Genomic DNA, 22,983 nt, shown 5'->3' with positions numbered 1-22,983 from the left:
TTAAGGCGCATACATTGCATAATGCTCCCTCGCTTGCTGCAGTTTCTCACACATCAGAGTGGCACCCTCGATAATTCTTGGAGTATGTCGCTGCAATATATCCGGGGGGATAAAATAGAGCTGGTCATTTCTTACTGCAGTCATGGCGCTCCATTCTCTCCAATCGTCCAGCCACTCGGGTCGCGCCTTGTCCATACCGCTGGCTATGATGACCTGAGGATTCGCCCGCAACACCGACTCCACACTAATGCGCGAAACCAGCGGCATCGCATCGGCAAATACGTTCCGACCACCACACAGGCGCACCACATCGGAAATGAGATGATCCCCATTCAGCGTGAGAAGAGGCTCGTTCCAGATCTGGTAATACACGGTGACAGGCTCTCGCGAGCTATACGTCTCCCGCAGGGCGTGCAGTTGCTGCATGAAACGACTGGCCGCCGCGTCGGCCACCTGCTCATTGCCCGTCAAGACTCCGATCACCCGCAAGGATTCCGCCACATCTTCCAATGCGCGAGGTTCACCGACGTAAACGTTTAGACCCAAGGACTGCAGTCGCGTTACCACGTCCTCGCCATTACCCTCGTGCCAGGCCAGTACAAGATCTGGTTTCAGGGTCAGCAAGGTCTCATAGCTAACGCTATCGTAACTGCCAACCCGGGGTATCGCCCTCGCCGCCTCCGGGTAATCACTGTAGGACACGGCACCCACCAACTGCTCACCCGCGCCCGCCGCATAAACGACTTCAGTGATGTGGGGCGCAAGACTGATCACCCGGGTTGCCGGTTTTTCCAGCACCAGCGTCCGGTCCATGGCGTCCCGCACAGTAATTTGAGCTGATCCAGCGGGCGTGAGTAGCACCCACAATAAGGCAATCAAACAATAGCGCATCCGCACTCCCTCACCGCCTCATGAATAGAACAAGCAGTTTCTTGCCATCGCGCCCGCGGCGGCAATCCGAGACGCAACATGCCCTGCCCCGCGATATCCTCGAATACCCGCGCCAGAACCGCTCGCCGCGCAAGCGCACGATACAGGCGATCACAGTACTCCCAGTCGCCAGCGCCGGTAGCAAATAATGCAGTCGCTTTGAACTCCAGATCGGGGATGGCACCCCGCAACAAAGCGACCCACGCCTGACTTGTTCGCACCAGATGACTACGCTGATCCAGTTGCCAGCGTCGGTCTGCCAGAGCGGCCTCACCGATCCAGCGGGCTGGGTGCGACAACGACCACGGAGGCATTTGAGCCTGTAGCTTTTGACACAACGGGGCTTCCGCCAGCAAAAACCCCAGACGGATACCGGCAAGCCCAAAAAACTTCCCCAGGGAACGATACACTATCAGGCCCGGTGCCGGACACAGAGGTGCCAGGCTCACTTCAGGCCTCACATCCGCGAAGGCCTCATCGACAACGAGGAAACCACCAGCAGCTTGCAGTCGCCGATGCAATAATTCCAGGTGCGCGCGCGAAACCTGCTCGGCGCTGGGGTTATTGGGGTTGATCAACAGCACGTGGTCGACCGCTTCCTCCCTGACCAGTGCCTGTAATGCTGTCCAATCCGTGTACTCGACCACTCTGTGGCCAGCAGCCGCCCACGCGCGCCGGTGCTCGGTGTAACCACGCTGCGGCATCGCCACCCGGCCGGCCGGCAACAGGCCGGGAGCATACTGCAGCGCATACTGAGAACCCGGCACGGGCAGCAAGGCTGTCACCTCACAAGCATAGTAAGCCGCTGCTGCCGACTCCAACGCACCATCCTCCTCGGGCAGCCGTTGCCACACTCTCCCCGGCACAGTGGGCACTGGCCAGCTCGAGGGGCTGATCCCCGTCGACAGGTCTATCCATGCCTCCCGGGGTATCGCATATTCACAAACGGCGAGCTCCAGCCTGCCACCGTGTTCGAGGTTCACAGCAGAATCACTCCCGCGAACACAAACAGCAGCCCCACGCCTACCGCCCGCCGCAGCAACTGCAAAGCTGCCTCGATATCACGCGCCTCAGCCGGCGCTCCTTCACCAAGAACGGGACGCTCACGCACGATACCGCCGTAGGCAGCCGGTCCGCCCAGGCGAATACCGAGAGCACCTGCCCCCGCCGCCATCACCGGACCCGCATTGGGGCTATCCCACAGGGGCGCCTGCGTCGACCAACAATGCCTTGCCCGGTGATACTGCCCCGCCAGCGCATAAAAAAACGCACAAAGACGGGCCGGTATCCAGTTCAGGACATCATCCAGCAACGCCGCGCTGCGGCCGAAATGCAGGTAGGACTGATTGCGATAGCCCCACATGGCATCCAGGGTATTGGCCAAACGGTAGGCCAGCGCACCCGGCGCACCTGCTACTACAAACCAGAAAATCGGTGCGATAACCGCATCGCTGCCGTTCTCCAATACCGACTCCACCGCCCCTGCAGCCACCGATTGCGCGTCAAGGTGGGCCGTATCTCGGCTGACGATGAGCGCAAGTTTATCGCGCGCAACATCCATTTCACCTGTCAGCAGCGGCTGCTGAATAGCTCTGGCGTGTTCTTCCAGGCTCCGCATGCCTATACAGAAATACAGTACGGCAATGTCTGCCAACACAGTGAGCCAACCGGGGAACCAGCTCAGGAACTGCATCAGCAGCAGAGCCGGAAGCGCAACCAGAATCACCCAGGCGACACCCCCCCCCTGAGCCGGCGTAGCAAAACGCTCTCTCGCCTGGGCTTCAACCCATGTTGCAATATCACCATAAGCCACCAACGGGTGACCACGAGACACCTCACCGACGAGACGATCCAGAAGCAGGGCAAGAATTAATGTCACAAGCATTATCAGCTTAACCCACAGCGTAAAACGAAAGGACAAGTAACAGGCAAAGTTCGACCAGTTCGACCAGCGCCCCGGCAACGTCACCGGTAAAACCACCGAGTCGCTGCAGAGCAGCGCGGCGCGCCAGAAGGAATACCGCTACTGTGGTGGCCGTCAGAACGATCCAAATAGACACAGGCAGCAAAGCGAGTGTGGTCAGCGCAACTCCGGCAAGTACCCACCGCGCGTCATGCGACGAGAACTGTTGCACGATCAGCGCTCCCAAACCCTGGGGGCGCACGTAGTTCGTGTACATGAACAAGAGCAGCAAGGCTGAGCGGGACAGCAGGGGCACCGCCCACAACCAAACCAGACCACCTTGCTGCACCAGCGCCGCCAGAGCGAGGAATTTGAGTAACAACAGGATGATCAACGCAATCACGGCCATACTTCCGCAAAGCGGATCGGATAGCAGTTGCAGAGTGCGCTGGCGATCACCAAATCCACCTGCCCATGCATCGACACAATCGGCAAAACCATCAAGGTGCAACCCGCCCGACAGCGCGACCCACAGGGCGAGCAGCAAACCTGCCTGCAGGTAAAAGGGCAAAGTCCACATATCACTGGCGAGTGTCAGGAGGAGGCCCAACAACAGTCCGACCGCCGGATACCACAGCAGGGACGCGCCGGTCAGGTTTTCACTGTCGCGAATATGTCGCGGCACTGGCAGGACAGTGAGGAACTGTAACGCGACCAGTAGCGCTCGCCCCTGTCGCTGAATGACAGATTTCATCAGTATCCGGTCCTCGCGTTGAGAGACAGCAGTACAGGAAAATCTCCCTCTTCCCGATGATAAACCCGCACCCGGGACAGCGCACCGTAAGGCACATGCAGCCGCGCTATCGAAGACACGGGAAAGAGCAATAAATGGCTGAGCAATAAACGGATAACACCGCCATGAGACACCAGCAATAAACTGCCTCCGCGGTGCTCATTCATCAGGCGTCTCCAACGGGATGCGACACGAGTCTGCGCCTCCTGCGTCGCTTCACCGCCCGGCGGAGTGAACGCGGCAGGGTTTGCGTAATAGCGCGAAACGCCTTGCGGATTCTCATCCCAGACATCTTTGACAAGGCGGCCTTCCCAATCACCAAAATCAAGCTCACGCAGGTCAGGCTCGACAGATAAAGGTAAATCAAGTTTCATCGATTGGTGCTCAGCGAAAGCCTGACACCGAAGCAACGGCGAAGTAACAATGCGAGTCCAGTCCGAGGGAGGCGTAATCGCCTGCTCCATTTGTTGCCACCCCTCGCCGTTGAGCATTACGTCTGTTGTGCCACGGTAAATATCGCCTCCCTCACAGCGGCCGTGACGCAGCAAGTCGACAGTGGTCACACTTTCGTCGGCATCGCTCAAGTCGGGGCCTCTCTATCGGCAACACCCGCTTCTGCAAAGGTCGCCATTTCCGCGTGCAGGGCACAGGCCGATCGCAGCAACGGCAATGCGGTCGCGGCGCCGCTACCTTCTCCAAGACGCATCCCCAGGTCGAGCAGGGGGTCTGCACTCAGGGCTTTCAGCAAGTGACGGTGGCCCGGTTCTTCAGAGCGGTGCGCAAACAGCAACCAGTCACGAACCCCGGGATTTACACGACACGCCACCAGTGCTGCAGCGCTACAGATATAGCCGTCGACCAACGAAGGAATGCGCCTCTGGGCGCAGGCGATATACGCGCCGGTGAGCGCGGCGATTTCCAGTCCACCAAGACGGCGCAACATATCGAGGGCATCGGAAGCCGCACCTTGGTGCAGATCCAGCCCGCGCTGCACCACCGCTCGCTTCACCGCCAGCGCTGCATCGTCAATACCCGTGCCTCGGCCCACGGTGGCCTCGGGCGGCAGATCCAACAGGGCACTGACCAGCGCCGCCGCCGCTGTGCTGTTGCCAATGCCCATTTCTCCGCCGATAAAAATATCCGCCGCAGTGGGTGCAGCATCCGCACCGCACTGTAACGCCCGGTTCATTAGCGCAGGACTCATCGCTGCGCGTTTGCAAAAATTTGCAGATCCCGGTGCGAGCTGCGCATTGATCACGCCACGGGTCTCTGGCACGGGCGTCGCGGTCCCCAGATTCACCACACTGAAGTCGGCGTCCGCAAGGCGCGCAAGAACCGCAATAGCGGCCCCGCCGGCGGCAAAGTTCAGGATCATCTGGCCCGTCACTGTCTGGGGAAATGCCGATACGGCCTCCTCCACCACCCCGTGATCTCCCGCGAACACGCAAACAGATACCTTCTCAACACGCGGCATCACGCGGTCCTGCCAGCCAGCAAAGTCGACAGCAATCTGCTCAAGCCGACCAAGCGAACCCGGAGGCTTGGTCAACCGCTGTTGATGCACTTGCGCAGCTTTTCGGGAACGCACCGACGGGGCAGGTACGGTCGTCCGCCACTGGCTCACCTGGGTGTCTCCGATGATTTCAAGCTCACCGGCAGACCCGCCACCGTGAGCGTGACCTGCTGGCAGAGTTGTGCCGTGCGCTGATGCAGAAAACCTGATTCATCCACGAAACGACGCGTCAGCTCACCCATTGGAACCACGCCGAGGCCGGTCTCATTGCTAACCAGAATCACATGGCCTGACAATTCCGGCAGCGTATCCAGCAATGCCACACTCTCGGACTCCCAACACTCCTCGTGCAGACAATTGCTCAGCCACAAGGTAAGGCAATCAACCACAACGCAACGTTCCTCCCCTTGGTGTGAGCGCAACGCAGCGGCCAGGGCAACAGGTTCCTCCACAAGGTGCCAATCGGTTCCACGTCGCTGCCGATGATGAGCAATACGGGATGACATCTCTTTGTCGCCCGCTGTTGCAGTAGCGAGGTAGACCATGTCCAACCCGGAGGCTTTGGCACGCGCCTCCGCCAGGGCGCTTTTGCCCGAGCGGGCGCCACCGAGTATCAATTCACAGAAACCGCTTACGACCGCCTGTCCTGTCATGTGATCACCAGCGGTTTACCGCTTACCGGGTGTGTGCCAATTTTGGCATCCACCTGAAATACCTGCCTGATAATGTCTGCGACAAGCACCTCCTCGGGGGAACCAGATGCAACAATGGCGCCGCACTGCAACAGCACCATCTGATCCGCGCAACGTGCCGCCAGGTTCAGGTCATGAATAACCATCAGGATACCCACCTCACGGACAGCAAGACTTTTCACAATATCCAGTGTCAACTGCTGGTGCGCAAGATCAAAACTGGAGGTGGGCTCGTCCAGCACCAAATAGCGATGTCCCAACGGTGAGGGCTCCCAAACCTGGGCAAGCACGCGAGCCAGATGCACGCGCTGTTTTTCACCGCCGGACAGCTGGGTGTAAACTCGATCCGACAGATAGTCACCGTCAACTGCGCGCAGCGCCTCGGCAACTATCGCCCTGTCCTGCGTCGCGCCAGTATCGTGAGGTGTCCGCCCCAGCATGACCACTTCCTCGGCAGTGAAGGGAAAATTCAGAAGGGAATGCTGGGGCAACACCGCAAGGGTTCGCGCTCGCTCCACCGCAAGCCACTCATGAAAGCCCCGCTGGTTCAGGCGAACCTCTCCCCTGTCCGGCGTCAGCTCGCCAACCAGCACCCGCAAAAGACTGGTTTTACCAGCACCATTGGGACCCAGTACGGCGGTAACCTTGCCAGGCTCCACAGCGAGATCAACATTATCCAGTAGCGGGAATTCGGCCATTCGCAGCGATAAACCTGTTGCCGAAAGCGCCACGATCAGGACACCTCGTACTTGCGCTTTTGCACAAGTAATGAAAAGAAGAAAGGCGTACCCAACAGGGCGGTAAGAATACCCGTGGGCAATTCCGAAGGGGCGACAACCACTCGAGCTACCGCGTCTGCCACAATCAGTAAAATGGCGCCCAGCATTGCAGAGGCCGGCACGAGGTAGCGGTGATCGGGTCCAATGACAAGGCGTACCATGTGCGGCACGATCAGGCCGACAAAGGAAATCGTTCCCGCCACAGCAACTGCGATACCGATTGCCAGCGCGGTCATCAGAATCAGTTTGCGCTTCACGACATCTACATCGATGCCGAGATGACGGGCCTCTGACTCGCCCAGCAAGAACGCATTCAGCGCTGTCGCCTGTCGAGGCATAATGGTCATGACTATCACCACCGCCAGTGCGGCAATCCATACGCGTGGCCAATTGGCCGCATCGAGACTGCCCATTTGCCATAGACTAATACGACGCAGCATCTCGTCGTCAGCAACAAAAGAGAACAGGCTGTTCAGCGCGCCAGCGAGAGCACTAATGGCAATACCCGCCAACAGCATCGTGGCAACGGAAGTGCCTGTGGTGGAGGTCGCCAAACGGTAAACAAGCAGCACTGCCAGAAACCCACCACCAAAAGCGCCGACGGCAACCAGCGACAAACCGGCGAACTGGCCGCCCTGCAGAAGGGCGCCGCCTCCCAGCACGATCATCAGGCTGGCGCCGGCAGAAGCGCCGCTGGAGACACCGATTAAGGATGGATCTGCCAATGGATTACGAAACAGGCCCTGCATGGCGGTGCCACACACCGCGAGACAAACCCCTACCAATGCCGCCAGAAGAACTCGTGGCAACCGTATCGCGAACAGGATAAGCCCCTCCTGAGTAGTAGGCGTCGCACTGAACAACTCACCGGTCGCTGCCAGCAGCGCGGCAGGCTTTATCATGACCGGTCCCATCATCATTGCCAAAAACAAAAGAGGCACCAGTGTGACCGCCAGTGCCAATAACAGACGATGGGGAGACATCAGGCGCATGATCCTGCCTCTTCCTCGTAGGCTATCGACTCGCGAATAATTTGCATGACCATTATCGCAAGACGCTCACCCAGCAGAGTGTGCTTGCCAGCAAAACTTATGGGATCGCCGGTGTTGCCAGAGAATACCGCCACGGCGTCAGTACCAGTACCCGTCGCCAGACCCCCGCTAACAGGGCTCACAATGTTCAGCTCATGCAAAATCGCCACCTTGGCTTCCGTCGCTATAGTGATCATCTCTATCATGGCGTGATCCAGAACCCGGGCGTCGGTTATCATACACAGGTTGATCGTACCTCGTTCAAGAGGCACCGCATGCAGATGACGATACTCTGCCCTGTCGCCGGAACGACGCGCATTCTCCAAGCCAGTCGTTACCAGAACAGCGAACTGCCGACCCTGAATGTCTTCCCGACACAGGCGTAGAGATTTCATCGAGGCGGCGGTCATCATACCTACCGTGACATCCTTACAACCGAGCTTATCGCAAGCGGCCTGAAGCGTTACCGCGGGATCTTCCACCCCGCTTTCGGCCTGTCTTTCAACTTTAAGATTGAGAAAATCGGTCGCTCTGGTAAAACCGCCATTTAATACGGCGGAGCTAACGACGCGGTGTGATGCATCACAGTGCACGTGCACATGGTTATGCGTCGTCGACAGGTAAACACCCTCCATCAAGCATTGACTGTCTTTGTCGGCGATGCTCATGTAACCACTTCGGGGGAATCAGCCATCATGAACAACTTCGCGGGAAAAGCGCGTCGCAATCGATTTCGTTCTCGAGCACGTCCGCCAACCGGTTCAATTCCCGCTCGCGTACTGCTGCTACATCCAACTCTTCGCCCGCTACGCGCAGGCCCGCCCAGGCCAGCAGTGCATCGCGCGAGGCAGTTTGGTCAAACAGGCCATGAAGATAGGTGCCCAGCACCCGACCATCTGCAGAGATAGCCCCATCATCACGTCCGTCGCGTAAACGCACTGCCGGTCTCGCGAGCCCAGCACCACTTGAAATGCCGCAATGAATTTCATAGCCTTCCACCAACGCATCTACGCTACCGCGCTCTGTGCTCGCCTCAATATTCAGGGTACCCCCTGCCTGGCGCAACTGTTTCTGACACCTCAACTCAGTCTCAATATCCAGCCACCCGAGGCCCTGCGTGAAACCCGGCGGGCCCTCAATGCCCTCTGTGTCACTTATACCGTGTCCCAGCATCTGAAAGCCGCCGCAGATGCCTATAACCTTCCCCCCGTAACGCAGGTGTCGGGTGATCGACTCGCACCAGCCATTATTACGCAGCCAATTGAGGTCCATTCGCACGTTTTTACTGCCAGGCAGAACGATCAAGTCCGCGGGCGGTGGCTTAGCGCCCGGTCCCACAAACTTTAGATCCACCTGGGGATGTAATCGCAGCGCATCAAAATCTGTGTGATTGCTGATACGCGAGAACACCGGTACAGCGACAGTCAACACCTCTGCGTTGTGAGACAACACCTGATCGGTATCAATCGCATCTTCAGCGTCGAGATGCAGGCCTTGCAAATACGGCAGCACACCCAACACGGGCTTCCCTGTCTTATTCTCCAACCAGTCGTTGCCGGGTTGCAGCAGGCCGATGTCACCGCGGAATTTATTGATCACGAAACCACTGACGCGGTCCTGCTCGGAGTCAGACAGCAGCGCCAGCGTGCCCACCAAGTGGGCAAATACGCCACCGCGGTCGATGTCGGCCACGATGATAACGGGACAATCGACTCGTTCGGCAAAACCCATGTTGGCGATATCCCTTTCACGCAGATTGATTTCCGCGGGGCTCCCTGCCCCTTCGACCACAATATAGTCGTAACGCTGCATCAGGCGGCGATAGGATTCCAGCACCGCCTCCATGGCGATTGTCTTGTAGTCGTGGTAGGCGCGGGCATCAAGGTGAGAAACAGCATGTCCATGAATAATGATCTGTGCGCCTGTGTCACTGGTGGGTTTTAGCAGGACCGGGTTCATATCCGTGTGCGGCTTTAACCCACAGGCCTGCGCCTGCAGGGCCTGGGCACGACCAATTTCACCACCATCCACGGTAACGGCACTGTTCAGTGCCATATTCTGCGGTTTGAAAGGGGCGACTCGGCAGCCACGACGCGCCAACACACGGCACAACCCCGCAACAAGAATACTTTTGCCTGCGTCTGACGTCGTGCCCTGTACCATCAATGTGTTGTTCGTGTTGGGCCTTGCCGACAATGGTGAACTCCCTGGGTCCGACAAATAATCGGCACACATACCAGCTGCCGCCGGCAATGATGACTGTACAGAAGAAGGATTATTAGAAAGGGAGTGCAGCATCTAGCGCTGAACGACCTTTACTGAAGCCCTCCGCTTCGTTGCCGCATGTGTCAGGCTGGTATCGGACTCTCAGCAGTGCGCTGACAACCGTTGCGGGGGCAGCGGTGGCGCCTGTTATCCAGACCCACACTTCCCATTTGGCCGGGAGACATCTATTTTTAACATCTCGCCAAGCACCTGACATGTGGCCAAACTTTAGGGATTTACCTCCTAATTGTCAATCCAGCACGGGAGCGTAGGCAGTCACGCTGCGCTTTGATAAGCTCCATATCACGCACACAGTTTTCGATCGCGCATACCGGAGATATCGACCATGAAACCAGAGACAATTGCCCTGCACGCTGGCTACGATGGAGACCCAAGCACCAATTCGGCGACCACCCCGATCTACCAGACAACATCATTCACCTTCAACGACAGCCAGCACGGAGCAGATCTGTTCAATCTCGCCGTACCCGGAAATATCTACAGCCGAATCATGAACCCCACCAACGCGGTGTTGGAGCAACGCCTGACAGAACTGGAAGGAGGAGTCGGCGCGCTTGCAGTAGCCTCTGGCATGGCGGCGATACGCTATGCGATTGAAACAATCGCGGAAGCAGGCAACAACATTGTCAGCACCTCACAACTTTATGGTGGCACCTATAATTTGTTTGCACATACTTTTCCCCGTCAGGGTATTGAAACCCGATTTTCCGCCGCAGATGACTTTGCCAAAGTGGCCTCATCGATCGATGAAAATACACGCGCGCTGTTTTGTGAATCGATCGGTAATCCGGCAGGCAATATTGTAGATATTGAACGTTGGGCAACTATCGCCCACGATGCCGGCGTACCGCTCATCGTGGATAACACAGTAGCGACACCTCTGCTCTGCCGCGTATTCGATTACGGCGCAGATATTTCTGTGCACTCTCTAACAAAGTACATTGGCGGTCACGGTACCACTATCGGAGGCGCTATTATTGACTCAGGAAAGTTTGACTGGGCCGCACACAGCGACCGGTTCTCGATAATGACTACCCCGGATCCTTCCTACCACGGCGTGGTATACACAGAGGCCATGGGCGAGACCGCTTACATCGGTCGCTGTCGGGTGGTGCCACTGCGTAATACGGGTGCTGCGTTATCACCCAACAGTGCGTTCCAGATCATGCAAGGGCTGGAGACCCTCTCCCTGCGAATGAAAAAGCACTGCAAGAACGCCAAGAAAGTGGCCAAGCATCTGGCGCAACACCCGCAGGTCGAGTGGGTAAACTACGCTGGCCTGCACGACAGTCCCTACCGGGACAACTGCAAGAAGTTTTGCGGCGGCAAAGCGGCAGGTATTTTAAGCTTTGGTATAAAAGGCGGCAGCGAGGCAGGGGCGCGCTTCATCGACGCGCTGGAGATGATCCTACGACTAGTGAATATCGGCGATGCGAAGTCGCTCGCCTGTCATCCGGCAAGCACTACGCACCGGCAGCTGAATCCTGAAGAACTGGCCTCAGCCGGCGTCAGCGACGACATGGTCCGACTTTCAATCGGTATTGAGCACATTGACGATATTCTCGCTGATATTAATCAGGCCCTCGCCGCGGCTGCAAGGTAACCGAGCACTATCAACAGCACAGGTCGTTAGATTGTCGCGCTATGCGGGGATGTGGCGCGCTCGCTGGCGATGCAGGGCGCCTGCGTCCTCGCCAGCGTCGGGCCGAAGGCATTAGCGAGCCGCACTGACGGACACCGGGACTGATTTGAATTGAGGGGTGTGACTGCGCGGGTCCAGGGCTCGTGTCGTCAGGCAGTTCGCCTCCGGATAATAGGCGGCGATACAGCGCGGCGGCAGGTCAAAGCACTTTGCGCGAAGCCCTTTCATTATTCCGTTATCCGACTGTACATCCACCAAGTCCCCCTCAGCTACGCCAAGCTCCAGCAGATCAGCCACGTTCATCAGAACGGACCAGCGATCGCTGATGCCGCGATAGCTATCCTCTTCCTCATAAATAATAGAGTTGAATTGCCCTTCACTGCGAATACTGAGCAACGTAAAAAGATGCGCCGATGCTGGCGTTGCCTGACCCTTGTGCGCCACGAACCGCGCGCGACCATCAGCCATTTGAAACCGGGGCGTATGCAACAAACGATTTCCGACGTAAAACTCCTGACGAGCAACATCGATATCTGCTAGCGCTTCCATACCCGGCACCACCGCCGCGATCGCCTGGCGCACTTTCCGGTGCTGCTTGAACTCGGAAAAATCAATGGCCGCGTCGGGCAGCAGGCGAGCGCCGATATCAGCGAGAATGGCTACCTCCGAGCGCACCGACGCGATACGATTTATCCCACCGTCACTCAAGCGAACGTAGTTGAACATGGACTCCTGTGTGGTTGGCTCTGGCTCTTCGTCTCTGGCGCATACGGGCAACACGAGGCTCTCTCCCGCGGCCACTCCGGTCACATGACTGCGGTTCAGTGTTGTCGTCATGTACAGTTTGAAATCAATATTATCGAGAGCTTGGGCAGCCCAATCACTGTCGGGTGTCGCCTCATAAAGATTGCCGCCCATCATCAAAGCCGCATCCACATCCCCGGCATGAGCCTGTTCCAGAGAAGCCATGGTGTGTTTTCCCTCTTCGCGTGGCAGGGTAACGCCAAGTCGTTCTTCAATGCGCGAAAACACCTGCTCCGGCAGCACTGGTTTAACGCCAATCGTGCCAATGCCCTGGACATTACTGTGGCCTCGCAACGGCAAAAGCCCGGCATTTCGACGCCCGACCATGCCCCGCAATAAAGCCAAGTTGCAAAGCCATTCGATATTATTCACGCCGTGACAATGGTGCGTCATACCCATGCCCCAGGCAAAAATAGTAGCCTTCGAGTCAGTATAGGCTGTAACCACTTCATGCAATTGCGCGTGGCTTACGCCGCACTCGGCCAGTAACTCGCTTGTCTGCAGACCCGCGAGATGTTGCTGCAGTAACCCGAAGTCACGGGTATGCGCACTGATAAATGTTTCGTCGACGGCATTGCGCTCCACCAGCACTTTGGCAATGGCGCTAAAAAGCGCGATATCTGCACCCGCAAAAGGCTGGAGATAGAGACTCGCAACCTCATCGCCACCCTTAATCAAAGAACTCGCCATTTTTGGTGCTGCAAAACGCACCAGTCCCGGCTCCTTAAGTGGATTTATAACAACTACCTTGCCCCCACGCCGACGCAACTCGATCAGTTTGTGCAGTAATCGAGGATGATTTGACGCGGGGTTGGCGCCAACCAGAAAAAACAGATCGCAGCCCGATATATCTTCCAGTTCGATTGTCGAGGTGCCTGTACCGATGGTGTTCGCTAATGCCTCGCTGGTAGCCTGATGGCAGTAGTACGAACAATTACTCACATTATTAGTGCCGTAAAGCCTTGCCAGTAGCTGCAAAACAAAACCGGCCTCATTGGAAGATCGGCCTGAACTATAGAAAAAACTTCGCTCTGGCGCGCATTTCGCAAAGCCATGCGCGGCACGGTCCAGGGCCCAATCCCAACCCACTGTTCGGTAGCGATCATCCCCGGCCGCTTTATAGATTGGCTGCCCCAATCGACCGAGATGCTCTAGCTCATGGGCAGTAAGGTCTCGAAAATCCTCCAGGCTGTGCTGAAAAATCGCTTCCGGAATAGGCCGTTGAATATCGGTAGATTGCGCTTGAATACTTTTATTGCAGACAGAGGGGAATTCGTCCAACTCATTCGTCATGCCACCACGTTGACCACCCATCCCGAGGCCGCAGGCCTTGCAGGTGTTTTTCGCACCGAGTGCCCTTGCGGAATCCAGCAAACCTATCTGGGCAGCCGTCTTCAGCGTGTAAAGTATTTTCTTGGTGCCACCACCCACCACTGCCATCGATTGCCACCCCGAAAACTGTCTAACTAGCGCTAGATGCCTCCAGACTACACCAGCGCGTCCAGCGCAGATACCCCTGCCCTGTGAGGAGGGGGAGCCTTTTATGGGTCACGTTGGATGCTGCTCAAACATTGACTGCACACGCGCCAATCAGCCGAGGAAAGCTCGAAAGACGTCTGGTCACGCCAAAGCCTGCAGACCCCGTGGGTTAGACCGGGCGCTTTAGTAAAGCAGGGATATCGCTCAGAGGCGCACCGTCGACCGGTTCCCCAGCGTCACGCAGCGCGGGTCCAAGCCGGGGACGCACCTCCTCCGGTCGCAATGCCTCGCCGCATTCGCTGCAAGTGAGCACGGGCGTGGTGGCGGCCCCACAGGTATGGTGCACCCACTCCAGCGGAGCACCCTCTCCTCGATCCATCCATTCATCGCCCCAGCAGGCGAGACTCATCAACACGGGATACAAACCAAGACCCTTGCGAGTTAGACGATATTCATAGCGCAACGGGCGATCGTGGTAGGGCACCTTGACCAAAACGCCCTGCTCCACCAACTTCGAGAGACGTTCCGAGAGGCGGTGCCGGGTGATGCCGAGATTACGCTGGAAATGTTCAAAACGGCGGGTGCCAAAAAATGCGTCCCGCAGAATCAGCATTGTCCAGCGCTCACCCACTACGGATAGGGCGCGAGCCACTGAGCAAACCTGTTTATCGATATCGTCCCAACGCATGAAAGCTCCCGGTGCTACGTATCCCCATGGTATACATCCTAGTTCAATTTAGCCTGGTCCGCTTGCCGATAAAGGGGCGACCAAGCCCTGTTCCTCTCTCCACACTATACCGTTCTGGCACGGCCAGATCGGCCATTACTTAACGCCAGGCTCAGGCCACTGGGTCCAGATACCCTGTTTCATAATCACGCCCCCTATCGGGCAGTAGCGGTATAAATGATTGCCTGAGACTCGCGTATCGGTTTCGCACACTCACAGGTTTTCGGATGCGGCAGTGCTCTCAATATGCACACTGGCAGGCAAAAAAAAGGCGAGCAGTTAGCTCGCCTGAAAAACAGTGCTCTGCTGCCTGTTGCCAGCAGAGCCAACCAAAAGCAGTCTAGCCAAACTGATTCATAGTATTGTCCTTACCTGCCGCCTTCAGCGCAGCGTCACCAGAGAAATACTCCTTGTGATCGTCGCCCAGATCAGATCCGGCCATGTTTTGGTGTTTCACGCAAGCAATGCCCTGACGGATTTCTTTACGTTGAACACCTTTAACATAACCCAGCATCCCCGCCTCGCCAAAGTATTCCTTGGCCAGGTTGTCGGTGGACAATGCCGCAGTGTGGTAAGTGGGAAGCGTGATCAAGTGGTGAAAAATTCCCGCTTCGCGTGCGGCGTCTGCCTGGAACGTACGAATACGCTCATCTGCCTGAGCAGCAAGCTCGGTATCATCATACTCCTCGCTCATCAGCGCGTCGCGGTCGTAGGCAGACAAGTCTTTGCCCTCTTCACTCCAGACATCAAACACTTGCTGACGGAAACTCAGCGTCCAGTTAAATGAAGGCGAATTGTTGTATACCAGTTTTGCATTGGGGACTACCTCGCGCACCCGGTTGACCATGCCAGCGATCTGGCCGATGTGGGGCTTCTCTGTTTCGATCCATAAGAGATCTGCGCCTTCCTGCAGCGAGGTAATGCAGTCCATTACACAACGGTCTTCACCCGTATCCTTACGGAACTGGTAGAGGTTAGAAGGCAGCCGCTTGGGCCGCAGCAGTTGGTCGTGGTGCTTAATGACCACATCACCATGATTCATCTGGTCGATTGTTAACTCTTCCATATCGAGAAAACTATTATACTGGTCACCCAAATCACCAGGCGTGTGAGTAATCGCAATCTGCTTGGTGAGACCTGCGCCCAGCGAATCGGTACGGGCTACGATCACACCGTCATCAACACCCAGTTCGAGGAAAGCGTAACGTACGGCGCGTATCTTGGCGAGGAAGTCCTCGTGCGGAACCGTCACCTTGCCATCCTGATGTCCACACTGCTTTTCATCAGACACCTGATTTTCAATCTGGATAGCACAGGCACCCGCCTCAATCATCCTCTTTGCGAGCAAGTAAGTCGCTTCGGCGTTACCAAAGCCAGCATCAATATCGGCAATAATCGGCACCACGTGGGTCTGATAATTATCAACCTTATTCTGCACCGCTTTTTCAGCAACATCATCGCCAGCTTCACGGGCTGCATCCATCTCGCGAAATAAGCCACCCAGTTCGCGGGCATCTGCCTGACGCAAGAAGGTGTATAACTCTTCTATCAGTGCAGCAACCGATGTTTTCTCGTGCATGGACTGATCAGGAAGCGGACCAAACTCGCTGCGAAGGGCGGCAATCATCCAGCCCGACAGATACAGGTAGCGCTTGTTGGTTTCACCAAAGTGCTTCTTGATGGAGATCAGTTTTTGCTGCCCAATGAAACCGTGCCAGCATCCCAGTGACTGGGTGTAGCTGGAAGGATCCGCATCGTACTCCGCCATATCCTTGCGCATGATGGCTGCGGTGTAGCGGGCAATATCAAGCCCCGTCCTGAAACGGTTCTGGAGGCGCATGCGCGCCGCGGATTCAGGACTGATCTGGCCCCAGCTTGCGCCTGCGGCGTCGCGCAACTTTGCTATTTCTGCGAGATCGTTCTGGAAATCTGACATGGTATTCACCTCTGAATGCGGCCTTCAGGATCATAGTGAACGGAACCCGCCCTGAGACTAGGCACCGTCGCTCTGTTGTGGCGGCTATTCTAATGAGGACGTTGCCATAAGTGAAATTAATAGTAGCGATACTTGCCATTCACCCGCTGAATTACCTGGCCTGTGTGCCACGCGACGAACATGCCCACAGGCGCGCCGTCACGCGGCGGGGCAACCCCTCGTCAGAGCCCGAACCGGCGTCTCCAATTCCACAGTACCGAGGTATCCTCCCCCCTGGGCTATATCGTCATGGATACCGAAGCCCAGCAACTGCTGAGCTCGCGGGCTGAGCTTTTCAGCGATAGACCAGGGCGTGGCCAGCGCCTGGTTTTCTTCCGTGCGCAACCAGCCCAGGCAATAACTCACATGCATACCACGACGGCTGGATCGTGCAGAGGTATTGGCACCGCCTGCATGAAACGTGTTGCCTGAATATATGATCGCACTGCCCGCCTGCATTTCCGCAGGCGCCATTTCGTGCATTTCCGGATAACGATCACCGTCCCAGCGATGGCTGCCGGGCGCTACCAGGGTAGCGCCGTTGCCAGCGGTAAAATCGACCAGCGCAATCACAGACGCCAACTGCACCTCACCGGGCAGCGGCGGCAGACGCTTCCACACCCACGCATCACGGTGGAATAGCTGCGCATCGCATCCCGGTTCACGCGTCATCAAGTGGCCAATGTTCAACTGGTAGTCACTGCAGTTTGGCCTCAAAACTGCCTCACAAAGTGCCGCATACAGCGGATGTAACAAAACATGTTCAACAAACCCTGGGGACTTGCCGGCAAGGCCCGCGAGGTGAGACACATTATCGCCGAAAAAGTCTGCAATAATTGGATTAACAAAACGCTGCTCCCTGCACGCCTCAGCCTCTGAAAGCCTGTCGAACTCTACATTAAGAGTGCGGGTTATCTCTCGCGTTAAAAAGTTTTCCACAATAACAGCGCCGCACTTGTCCAGCGCGGCGAGTAACTCCGGCGTCGGCGCATCGGCAGGGAGTGTCGGTATATCTAGTGCCATATTCAATGTCTCCGGACTACGGCGCGACCCACAGAGTACACCCGCCCGCTGACAAATCCTACGATTTCCATATGGCCTATTTGCATCGTCGCCCGGGTACTATAATCTTGAACATCGCAGCCCCGTCGTGACACCAGGCAATGACTATGACCTACCCCGACAAACACGCTCTGCTAAGCTGGGCGAGACACTATCCGGATTTGTGGAATGCTGGCGACAAGCAAGCGTGGATAGATAACTGGCAGTCTGTAGCCACCGGAGACTTTCGCATGCTAGACCCGGTGGGCACGCCAGAAAAGCAAGGGTTCAAATCCTGCTGCGAGGACAGTTGGGACCTGTTTCAGCCCAGAGTGCGTTTTCGCATTCAGCCAGGCACTCTCTTTGTCTGCGCCAACGAGGTTGCGTGGTGCCTGGAAAATCATTTCGAATCACAGGATGGCCCGCAGGTACAGTACAGTCTTGAGACCTATCAGTTTGGCGAAAATAGCTCGGTAAATATACGCACCTATTACCGAGTGCCCGCACATGATAATGAAAATCTTGGAGACATTTTTCAGGACTACCTCCCGGAAAATGCGAAAGGCATTTAGGGATGTAAAGCCCTGTCCATCAACAACCCACTGCTCGATAACACTGAGGGCAACACACCCCGCAGCGGGAAGGCGTCAGTTAGGCGGTAATAACGCACGGAACCGGATGCCGTTATCAAAAAGCAATAGGCTTACTATGCGCTCTACCCACAGATTAGTTGATTTTATAAAACAGAGAACCGACACTCATACTTTTTGCGGATAAGACTTCATCCATGATCGACCTCATCGCTATTTTTGTCCTTTTTTTCGCCGTGATCGATCCCATTGGCACCGTCCCCGTGTTTATCGCCGTCACTCGTCACCAGAACCCAGCGGAAAAACGCAGGACCGCGCTGAAGGCTACGCTTGTGGCATCCGTTATTCTGGTTTTCTTCGTACTGGCGGGCGAGCAGATACTCGAATCATTAGATATTCCCTTATCCGCGTTTCAGGTTTCCGGCGGAATTATTTTATTCCTTTTTGCGCTCACGATGATATTTGGGGAGAGCAAGCCAGAGGAAGAGGTGAAACTCAGCGGAGACGCGCAAGACAAGTCGATCTTTCCCCTTGCAGTGCCCTCTATTGCTAGCCCAGGCGCCATGCTGGCAGCGGTAATGCAAACAGAGAATACATTGTACAGCCTGCCAGAACAGGCCCAGATCACAGGGGTAATGTTGCTGGTACTGGCGTCGGCATTGATCTTGATGCTCGCCTCTACTTATGTGCATCGTATTATCGGCGACAGTGGCGCGAGCATTATAAGCCGCATCATGGGGATTATTCTCGCGTCGATGGCGGTAACCAGCGTGTTAGAGGGTATCGTTGCCTACTTCGGGCTATGAGGGCTGGATCAGGTCAGACGCACGCGATCAACCGACAGCTACACGGGCTTGTGCCTCCATCGTTAAGCTACCGTGGGCATCCGTTGCCCACAGAGTAATCAATTCACCGTCACGACGCCCTTGTAGTGTTAAGTCCGATCCTTCCAGCACGGGTGCCACCGCTCGAAACTCAAAACACGCAAGCGTCACAGCAGGCTGTCGCCGGCACAACAGATCCAACAGCAGGGTTGCAGTTAGAGGTCCTTGCACAATCAGCGAGGGGTAACCCTCCACCGCTGTAGCGTAATTCCTGTCAAAATGAATCCGGTGGCTATTGAACGTCAGCGCCGAATAGCGAAACAACATAACGCTATCCGGTCTGAGTTTACGCTGCCACTGAGCCTCATCAGGTGCGGGCACGGTCTTGCCATGGGCGATGTCCCGATCGCGATAAACAAGATCCTGAATCTCTTCGATCACAAGCTTGTCTTTGACAAAAATCTCATGCCTTAGCGTTACAAACACCAGAGCACCGCTGCCGCCGTGGCGCTGGCGGATATCGATAATTGTGGATTGCTTACGCGCCATATCCCCAAGCATGAGCGGTGATAAAAACGTCACGCGTGAGCCCGCCCACATGCGGCGCGGGAGCGGCACCGGAGGCAAAAATCCGCCGCGTTTAGGATGCCCGTCCGACCCCAGGCCGGAGTTTGGCTCTGCACTGTGAAAGTACAACCAGTGCCAGCAGGGAGGTAATGCACCTGCGGGACCCGCTAGGCTTGATGGGTGGTCCAGCGTTGCAGAAAGGCGGTCCACGGGCGCGGCTACAAGACTGTCTTCGCGCATTTCACTGCGCCCAATCCAGGTCTGCAAACGGTCAATATCCACTTTGCTCATGCGCTGGAGTCGCCATTGCAAGGATGCTCAATTAGCATCATCGCCAAACTCCCGCCGAATGGCGTCACTGTGCGCACCCAAAGGTGGCACAGCTCCCAAAGCACAGGGCCCTTGGTCCGATTGTGCCGGAGGTGCCACCAGGTCCACAGGCCCGGAGGGTGTATCGACAGTCACCCGACGAAGTTGAGGATGTCGAGCCAAATCCTCTACGGAATTGATTGCACCATAGGCTATGTTTGCCTCTACCAAGCGCTGCGCCAGTTCCTCGCGGGACAGTCCAGTGAAAATCTGTTCTATTACTTGATCCAGAGCAGGCCGGTTGTCACAACGAGCGGCGTTATCAGCAAAACGCGGGGTCTTTGCCAATTCAGCATCACCCAGTACCTGCCTGCAAAAGCCTGTCCACTCGCGCTCGTTCTGGATCGAAATCACCACCTGCTCACCGCCAAGGCAGGTGTATGCGCCATAGGGTGCAATAGAGGGATGGTGAAGACCCACGCGCTGAGGTGCCTCTCCCCCCTCCTGGTGCAAAAGCGGCACAGTCATCCAGTCCGCGGTAGCGTCAAACAACGACACGGCAAGCGCCTTTCCCTCTCCGGTGCGACCACGCTCGATCAGAGCCTCGAGAATCGACGCATGCGCATACATACCGCAGGCAATGTCACTGATCGATACGCCCACTCGCCCCGGCTGCTCCGGCGCACCAGTAATCGAGGCTAGACCACTTTCACATTGCACCAGTAGGTCGTAGGCTTTCATATCACGATAAGGCCCCTCGCTGCCGTAGCCCGTAATATCCAGAGTGATGAGTCGGGAGTTGGCGCCGCGCAAGATCTCGCTACTCAGGCCCGCTCGTGCCGCAGCCCCCGGGGCAAGATTTTGCACAAAAACATCAGCACGCTGCAGCATGCGGCGAAGAAGTGCCGCATCCTCTGGCGACTTGATATCGAGACAGAGCGATTCCTTACCACGATTAGTCCACACGAAGTAGGCACTCTCGCCACCCGCCACATTATCGTAACTTCGAGCAAAATCACCCTCAGCCCGCTCCACCTTGATAACACGCGCCCCCGCATCGGCTAGACGGGAGGTGCAATACGGTGCCGCGACAGCTTGCTCTAACGCGATAATCAAAAGACCTTCCAGCGGCTGGTGCATTAGAAAGACCGGGGCAAACCCAGTTCCCGCGTGGCGACGTGAGACAGGATCAAGTTAGTGGAAACAGGGGCAACCTGGTAAAGACGTGTCTCGCGAAATTTACGCTCAACATCGAAGTCGGTGGTAAAACCGTAACCTCCAAATGTCTGAATGCAGGTATCCGCAGCAAGCCATGATGCTTCGGAGGCCAGCAGCTTCGCCATGTTTGCTAACGAGCCCGCAGGCTTGCCCGCATCATAGGTCTGCGCCGCCTCGCGCACCATCAAGGCGGCCGCCTCTGCCTGAATGTGGGCGCGCGCAATTGGGAACTGCACACCCTGGTTCGCCCCGATGGGCCGACCAAACACTTCCCGCTGAGTGGCATAGTCAGCCGCTTTTTCATTAAACCAACGAGCGTCGCCGATACATTCCGCGCCAATAAGAATACGCTCTGCGTTCATGCCATCGAGAATACAGCGGAAACCCTGCCCTTGCGCACCGATCAAATTTTCTGCTGGCACCCGGAGATCGTCAAAAAATAACTCCGTGCTCGCGTGGTTCATCATAGTATCCAATGGATTAATAGTGAGGCCATTACCCAGGGCCTCACGCATGTCTACCAGGAATACCGACATACCATCTGTATGCTTTGCACACTCCTCACGCGGCTTGGTGCGCGCTAGCAGAATCATAAGATCGGAATGTTCAGTGCGCGAGATAAACACTTTTTGGCCATTGACCACATAGTGATCGCCATCGCGAATCGCGCGTGTCTGAATGCGCGATGTATCGGTTCCACTCGTGGGTTCGGTCACAGCGAATGCCTGCAAACGGAGAGAACCGTCGGCAATCAGGGGCAAATATTGCGCTTTTTGCGCATCGCTCCCATGACGCAGCAGGGTGCCCATGGTATACATCTGGGCGTGACAGGCAGCTCCATTTCCGCCACTGCGATGTACCTCTTCCAGAACAGCACAGCCTGCAGCCAGCGGCAGACCTGAGCCTCCGTATGCCTCGGGAATTAAGGTTGCCAGAAAACCGGCCTCAGTAAGCGCTGCGACAAACCCGGATGGATAGCTCTTTTCTTTGTCCAGGGCGCGCCAGTATTCTCCGGGAAAGCGGGCACACAATGCTTGAACAGCCTCGCGGATTTCGGGGTAGTCCAATTCAGTTGCGGTCTTCATTTGTTGCACTCCCAGTGAGGCAGGTTCTATAAAAACCAGGAGCCGCCGTCCACCATATGCGTCTGGCCGGTAACGAACTCACTCTGATCAGACGCCAGATAAAGTATCGTGCCGGTGAGATCTCGTGGTTCCAGATTACGCTGAATTAGCTGTCCGGCGGCAATTACGCCCTTGGCTTTTTCGAATTTCTCACCGAAAAATTCTTCCGTGCCCTCGGTCATTACCGCAGACGGAGCCACCGCATTCACCCGAATACGATCCCTGCCCAGCTCGCGGGCCATCGCCCGCGTCATACCGATGACAGCGGCCTTCGAAGCAACGTAGTCCATTCCGTAAGGCAAGCCGAATAGCGCCGCCAGCGAAGAGATGTTGATAATAGAACCGCCACCAGCAGCCCGCATGGGATGCACCACTGCTTTGGAGGCTTGCCAAAGGCCTTTTACATTGACATTCATCACCGCGTCCCACTGATCCTCTTCCAGTTCTTCAAACCGTCCGCCCTTCAGTCCACCATAGAGCGCCGCATTATTGACGAGGATATCAACGCGGCCAAAAGCATTGCTCGCCGCTTCGGCCATTGCCGTGCAACTGTCCATACACGTAACGTCTGTTTCTACATGCTCTGCAGTACCCCCTGCGGCACGAATCGCGGCGACTGTTTCCTCACAGCTACTCACATCACAGGCCAGCACTGATGCCCCTTCTCCAGCCATCGCCTCAGCGTACGCCCGCCCTAGTCCGCGAGCTGCTCCCGTGACGATAGCGGTCTTTTTTTCAAGTTGCGCCATTGTTATT

General features: G+C 56.5%; 22 protein-coding genes and 1 riboswitch. Of the genes, 3 read left to right on the top strand and 19 right to left on the bottom strand.

Annotation, left to right across the window (positions count from 1 at the left end; all coding sequences use genetic code 11):
* The 11 genes from EYC82_RS01615 to EYC82_RS01565 are packed head-to-tail and all read right to left on the bottom strand — an operon-like array spanning position 1 to position 9,804.
* Positions 1-891: a cobalamin-binding protein gene (locus EYC82_RS01615; RefSeq protein ID WP_279247806.1), complete on the bottom strand. Its 891-nt coding sequence runs from the start codon at positions 889-891 to the stop codon at positions 1-3.
* Positions 876-1,913 (bottom strand): threonine-phosphate decarboxylase CobD, encoded by a 1,038-nt coding sequence (gene cobD / locus EYC82_RS01610; protein WP_279247805.1) that lies wholly within the window; start codon positions 1,911-1,913, stop codon positions 876-878. Before cobD ends, EYC82_RS01615 begins: the two co-directional genes overlap by 16 nt.
* A complete protein-coding gene (cbiB, locus tag EYC82_RS01605) occupies positions 1,910-2,815 on the bottom strand; it encodes an adenosylcobinamide-phosphate synthase CbiB (RefSeq protein ID WP_279247804.1) in 906 nt (301 codons plus the stop codon). Before cbiB ends, cobD begins: the two co-directional genes overlap by 4 nt.
* Positions 2,816-2,822: 7 nt before the next feature.
* Positions 2,823-3,587, bottom strand: a complete 765-nt coding sequence (gene cobS / locus EYC82_RS01600; protein WP_279247803.1) for an adenosylcobinamide-GDP ribazoletransferase — start codon at positions 3,585-3,587, stop codon at positions 2,823-2,825.
* The gene (locus EYC82_RS01595) at positions 3,587-4,210 is read right to left on the bottom strand and encodes a histidine phosphatase family protein (RefSeq protein WP_279247802.1); all 624 of its coding nucleotides are present in this window, start codon (positions 4,208-4,210) and stop codon (positions 3,587-3,589) included. Before EYC82_RS01595 ends, cobS begins: the two co-directional genes overlap by 1 nt.
* Entirely contained in the window at positions 4,207-5,250 is a 1,044-nt protein-coding gene (gene cobT, locus EYC82_RS01590) for a nicotinate-nucleotide--dimethylbenzimidazole phosphoribosyltransferase (RefSeq protein ID WP_279247801.1), read from the bottom strand. The genes EYC82_RS01595 and cobT overlap by 4 nt, the downstream gene beginning before the upstream one ends.
* On the bottom strand, positions 5,247-5,792 hold the full coding sequence (gene cobU, locus EYC82_RS01585) for a bifunctional adenosylcobinamide kinase/adenosylcobinamide-phosphate guanylyltransferase (protein WP_279247800.1): 546 nt from the start codon (positions 5,790-5,792) through the stop codon (positions 5,247-5,249). Before cobU ends, cobT begins: the two co-directional genes overlap by 4 nt.
* Complete coding sequence (locus tag EYC82_RS01580) at positions 5,789-6,562, bottom strand: heme ABC transporter ATP-binding protein (protein WP_279247799.1); 774 nt, start codon at positions 6,560-6,562, stop codon at positions 5,789-5,791. The genes cobU and EYC82_RS01580 overlap by 4 nt, the downstream gene beginning before the upstream one ends.
* A 2-nt stretch (positions 6,563-6,564) precedes the next feature.
* Entirely contained in the window at positions 6,565-7,602 is a 1,038-nt protein-coding gene (locus EYC82_RS01575) for a FecCD family ABC transporter permease (protein ID WP_279247798.1), read from the bottom strand.
* Positions 7,593-8,309, bottom strand: coding sequence for an adenosylcobinamide amidohydrolase (locus tag EYC82_RS01570; protein ID WP_279247797.1), 717 nt, complete (start codon positions 8,307-8,309; stop codon positions 7,593-7,595). Before EYC82_RS01570 ends, EYC82_RS01575 begins: the two co-directional genes overlap by 10 nt.
* A 25-nt stretch (positions 8,310-8,334) precedes the next feature.
* Positions 8,335-9,804, bottom strand: coding sequence for a cobyric acid synthase (locus EYC82_RS01565; RefSeq protein WP_279250636.1), 1,470 nt, complete (start codon positions 9,802-9,804; stop codon positions 8,335-8,337).
* Positions 9,805-9,975: 171 nt separating this feature from the next.
* Positions 9,976-10,135, bottom strand: a riboswitch (cobalamin riboswitch).
* Between the two features lie 117 nt (positions 10,136-10,252).
* On the opposite strand from EYC82_RS01565, the gene EYC82_RS01560 reads away from it, so the two are divergent.
* Entirely contained in the window at positions 10,253-11,530 is a 1,278-nt protein-coding gene (locus EYC82_RS01560) for an O-acetylhomoserine aminocarboxypropyltransferase/cysteine synthase family protein (protein WP_279247796.1), read from the top strand.
* Positions 11,531-11,641: 111 nt separating this feature from the next.
* On the opposite strand, the gene EYC82_RS01555 is transcribed toward EYC82_RS01560, so the two are convergent.
* The 4 genes from EYC82_RS01555 to EYC82_RS01540 form a co-directional block, all read right to left on the bottom strand.
* Positions 11,642-13,813 (bottom strand): FdhF/YdeP family oxidoreductase, encoded by a 2,172-nt coding sequence (locus EYC82_RS01555; RefSeq protein WP_279247795.1) that lies wholly within the window; start codon positions 13,811-13,813, stop codon positions 11,642-11,644.
* Between the two features lie 208 nt (positions 13,814-14,021).
* Complete coding sequence (locus tag EYC82_RS01550) at positions 14,022-14,540, bottom strand: winged helix-turn-helix transcriptional regulator (RefSeq protein WP_279247794.1); 519 nt, start codon at positions 14,538-14,540, stop codon at positions 14,022-14,024.
* A gap of 379 nt (positions 14,541-14,919) precedes the next feature.
* Positions 14,920-16,515 carry an isocitrate lyase gene (locus EYC82_RS01545; RefSeq protein ID WP_279247793.1) on the bottom strand — a complete coding sequence of 532 codons (1,596 nt, stop codon included), beginning with the start codon at positions 16,513-16,515 and terminating at the stop codon, positions 14,920-14,922.
* A 198-nt stretch (positions 16,516-16,713) separates the two neighbouring features.
* A complete protein-coding gene (locus EYC82_RS01540; protein ID WP_279247792.1) occupies positions 16,714-17,577 on the bottom strand; it encodes a phytanoyl-CoA dioxygenase family protein in 864 nt (287 codons plus the stop codon).
* Positions 17,578-17,723: 146 nt separating this feature from the next.
* Here EYC82_RS01540 and EYC82_RS01535 point away from each other — a divergent pair, with 146 nt between their 5' ends.
* Positions 17,724-18,167: a hypothetical protein gene (locus EYC82_RS01535; protein ID WP_279247791.1), complete on the top strand. Its 444-nt coding sequence runs from the start codon at positions 17,724-17,726 to the stop codon at positions 18,165-18,167.
* Positions 18,168-18,382: 215 nt separating this feature from the next.
* Positions 18,383-18,991 (top strand): MarC family protein, encoded by a 609-nt coding sequence (locus EYC82_RS01530; RefSeq protein ID WP_279247790.1) that lies wholly within the window; start codon positions 18,383-18,385, stop codon positions 18,989-18,991.
* Positions 18,992-19,018: 27 nt separating this feature from the next.
* Here EYC82_RS01530 and EYC82_RS01525 read toward each other — a convergent pair whose 3' ends face one another.
* From EYC82_RS01525 to EYC82_RS01510, 4 genes are read right to left on the bottom strand one after another with little or no spacing between them, the layout of a single operon-like run.
* Positions 19,019-19,867 (bottom strand): HTD2 family dehydratase, encoded by an 849-nt coding sequence (locus EYC82_RS01525; RefSeq protein ID WP_279247789.1) that lies wholly within the window; start codon positions 19,865-19,867, stop codon positions 19,019-19,021.
* Positions 19,868-19,894: 27 nt separating this feature from the next.
* Positions 19,895-21,025, bottom strand: coding sequence for a CaiB/BaiF CoA transferase family protein (locus EYC82_RS01520; protein WP_279247788.1), 1,131 nt, complete (start codon positions 21,023-21,025; stop codon positions 19,895-19,897).
* On the bottom strand, positions 21,025-22,188 hold the full coding sequence (locus tag EYC82_RS01515; protein WP_279247787.1) for an acyl-CoA dehydrogenase family protein: 1,164 nt from the start codon (positions 22,186-22,188) through the stop codon (positions 21,025-21,027). The genes EYC82_RS01520 and EYC82_RS01515 overlap by 1 nt, the downstream gene beginning before the upstream one ends.
* 26 nt (positions 22,189-22,214) lie before the next feature.
* Positions 22,215-22,976 carry an SDR family NAD(P)-dependent oxidoreductase gene (locus EYC82_RS01510; protein ID WP_279247786.1) on the bottom strand — a complete coding sequence of 254 codons (762 nt, stop codon included), beginning with the start codon at positions 22,974-22,976 and terminating at the stop codon, positions 22,215-22,217.
* Positions 22,977-22,983: the final 7 nt, after the last annotated feature.

The sequence above is a fragment of the Candidatus Marimicrobium litorale genome (assembly GCF_026262645.1).
Lineage (GTDB): Bacteria > Pseudomonadota > Gammaproteobacteria > Pseudomonadales > Halieaceae > Marimicrobium > Marimicrobium litorale.
Note: the sequence above shows the minus strand (reverse complement) of the source record. Positions and strands in the feature narration are given on the sequence as shown.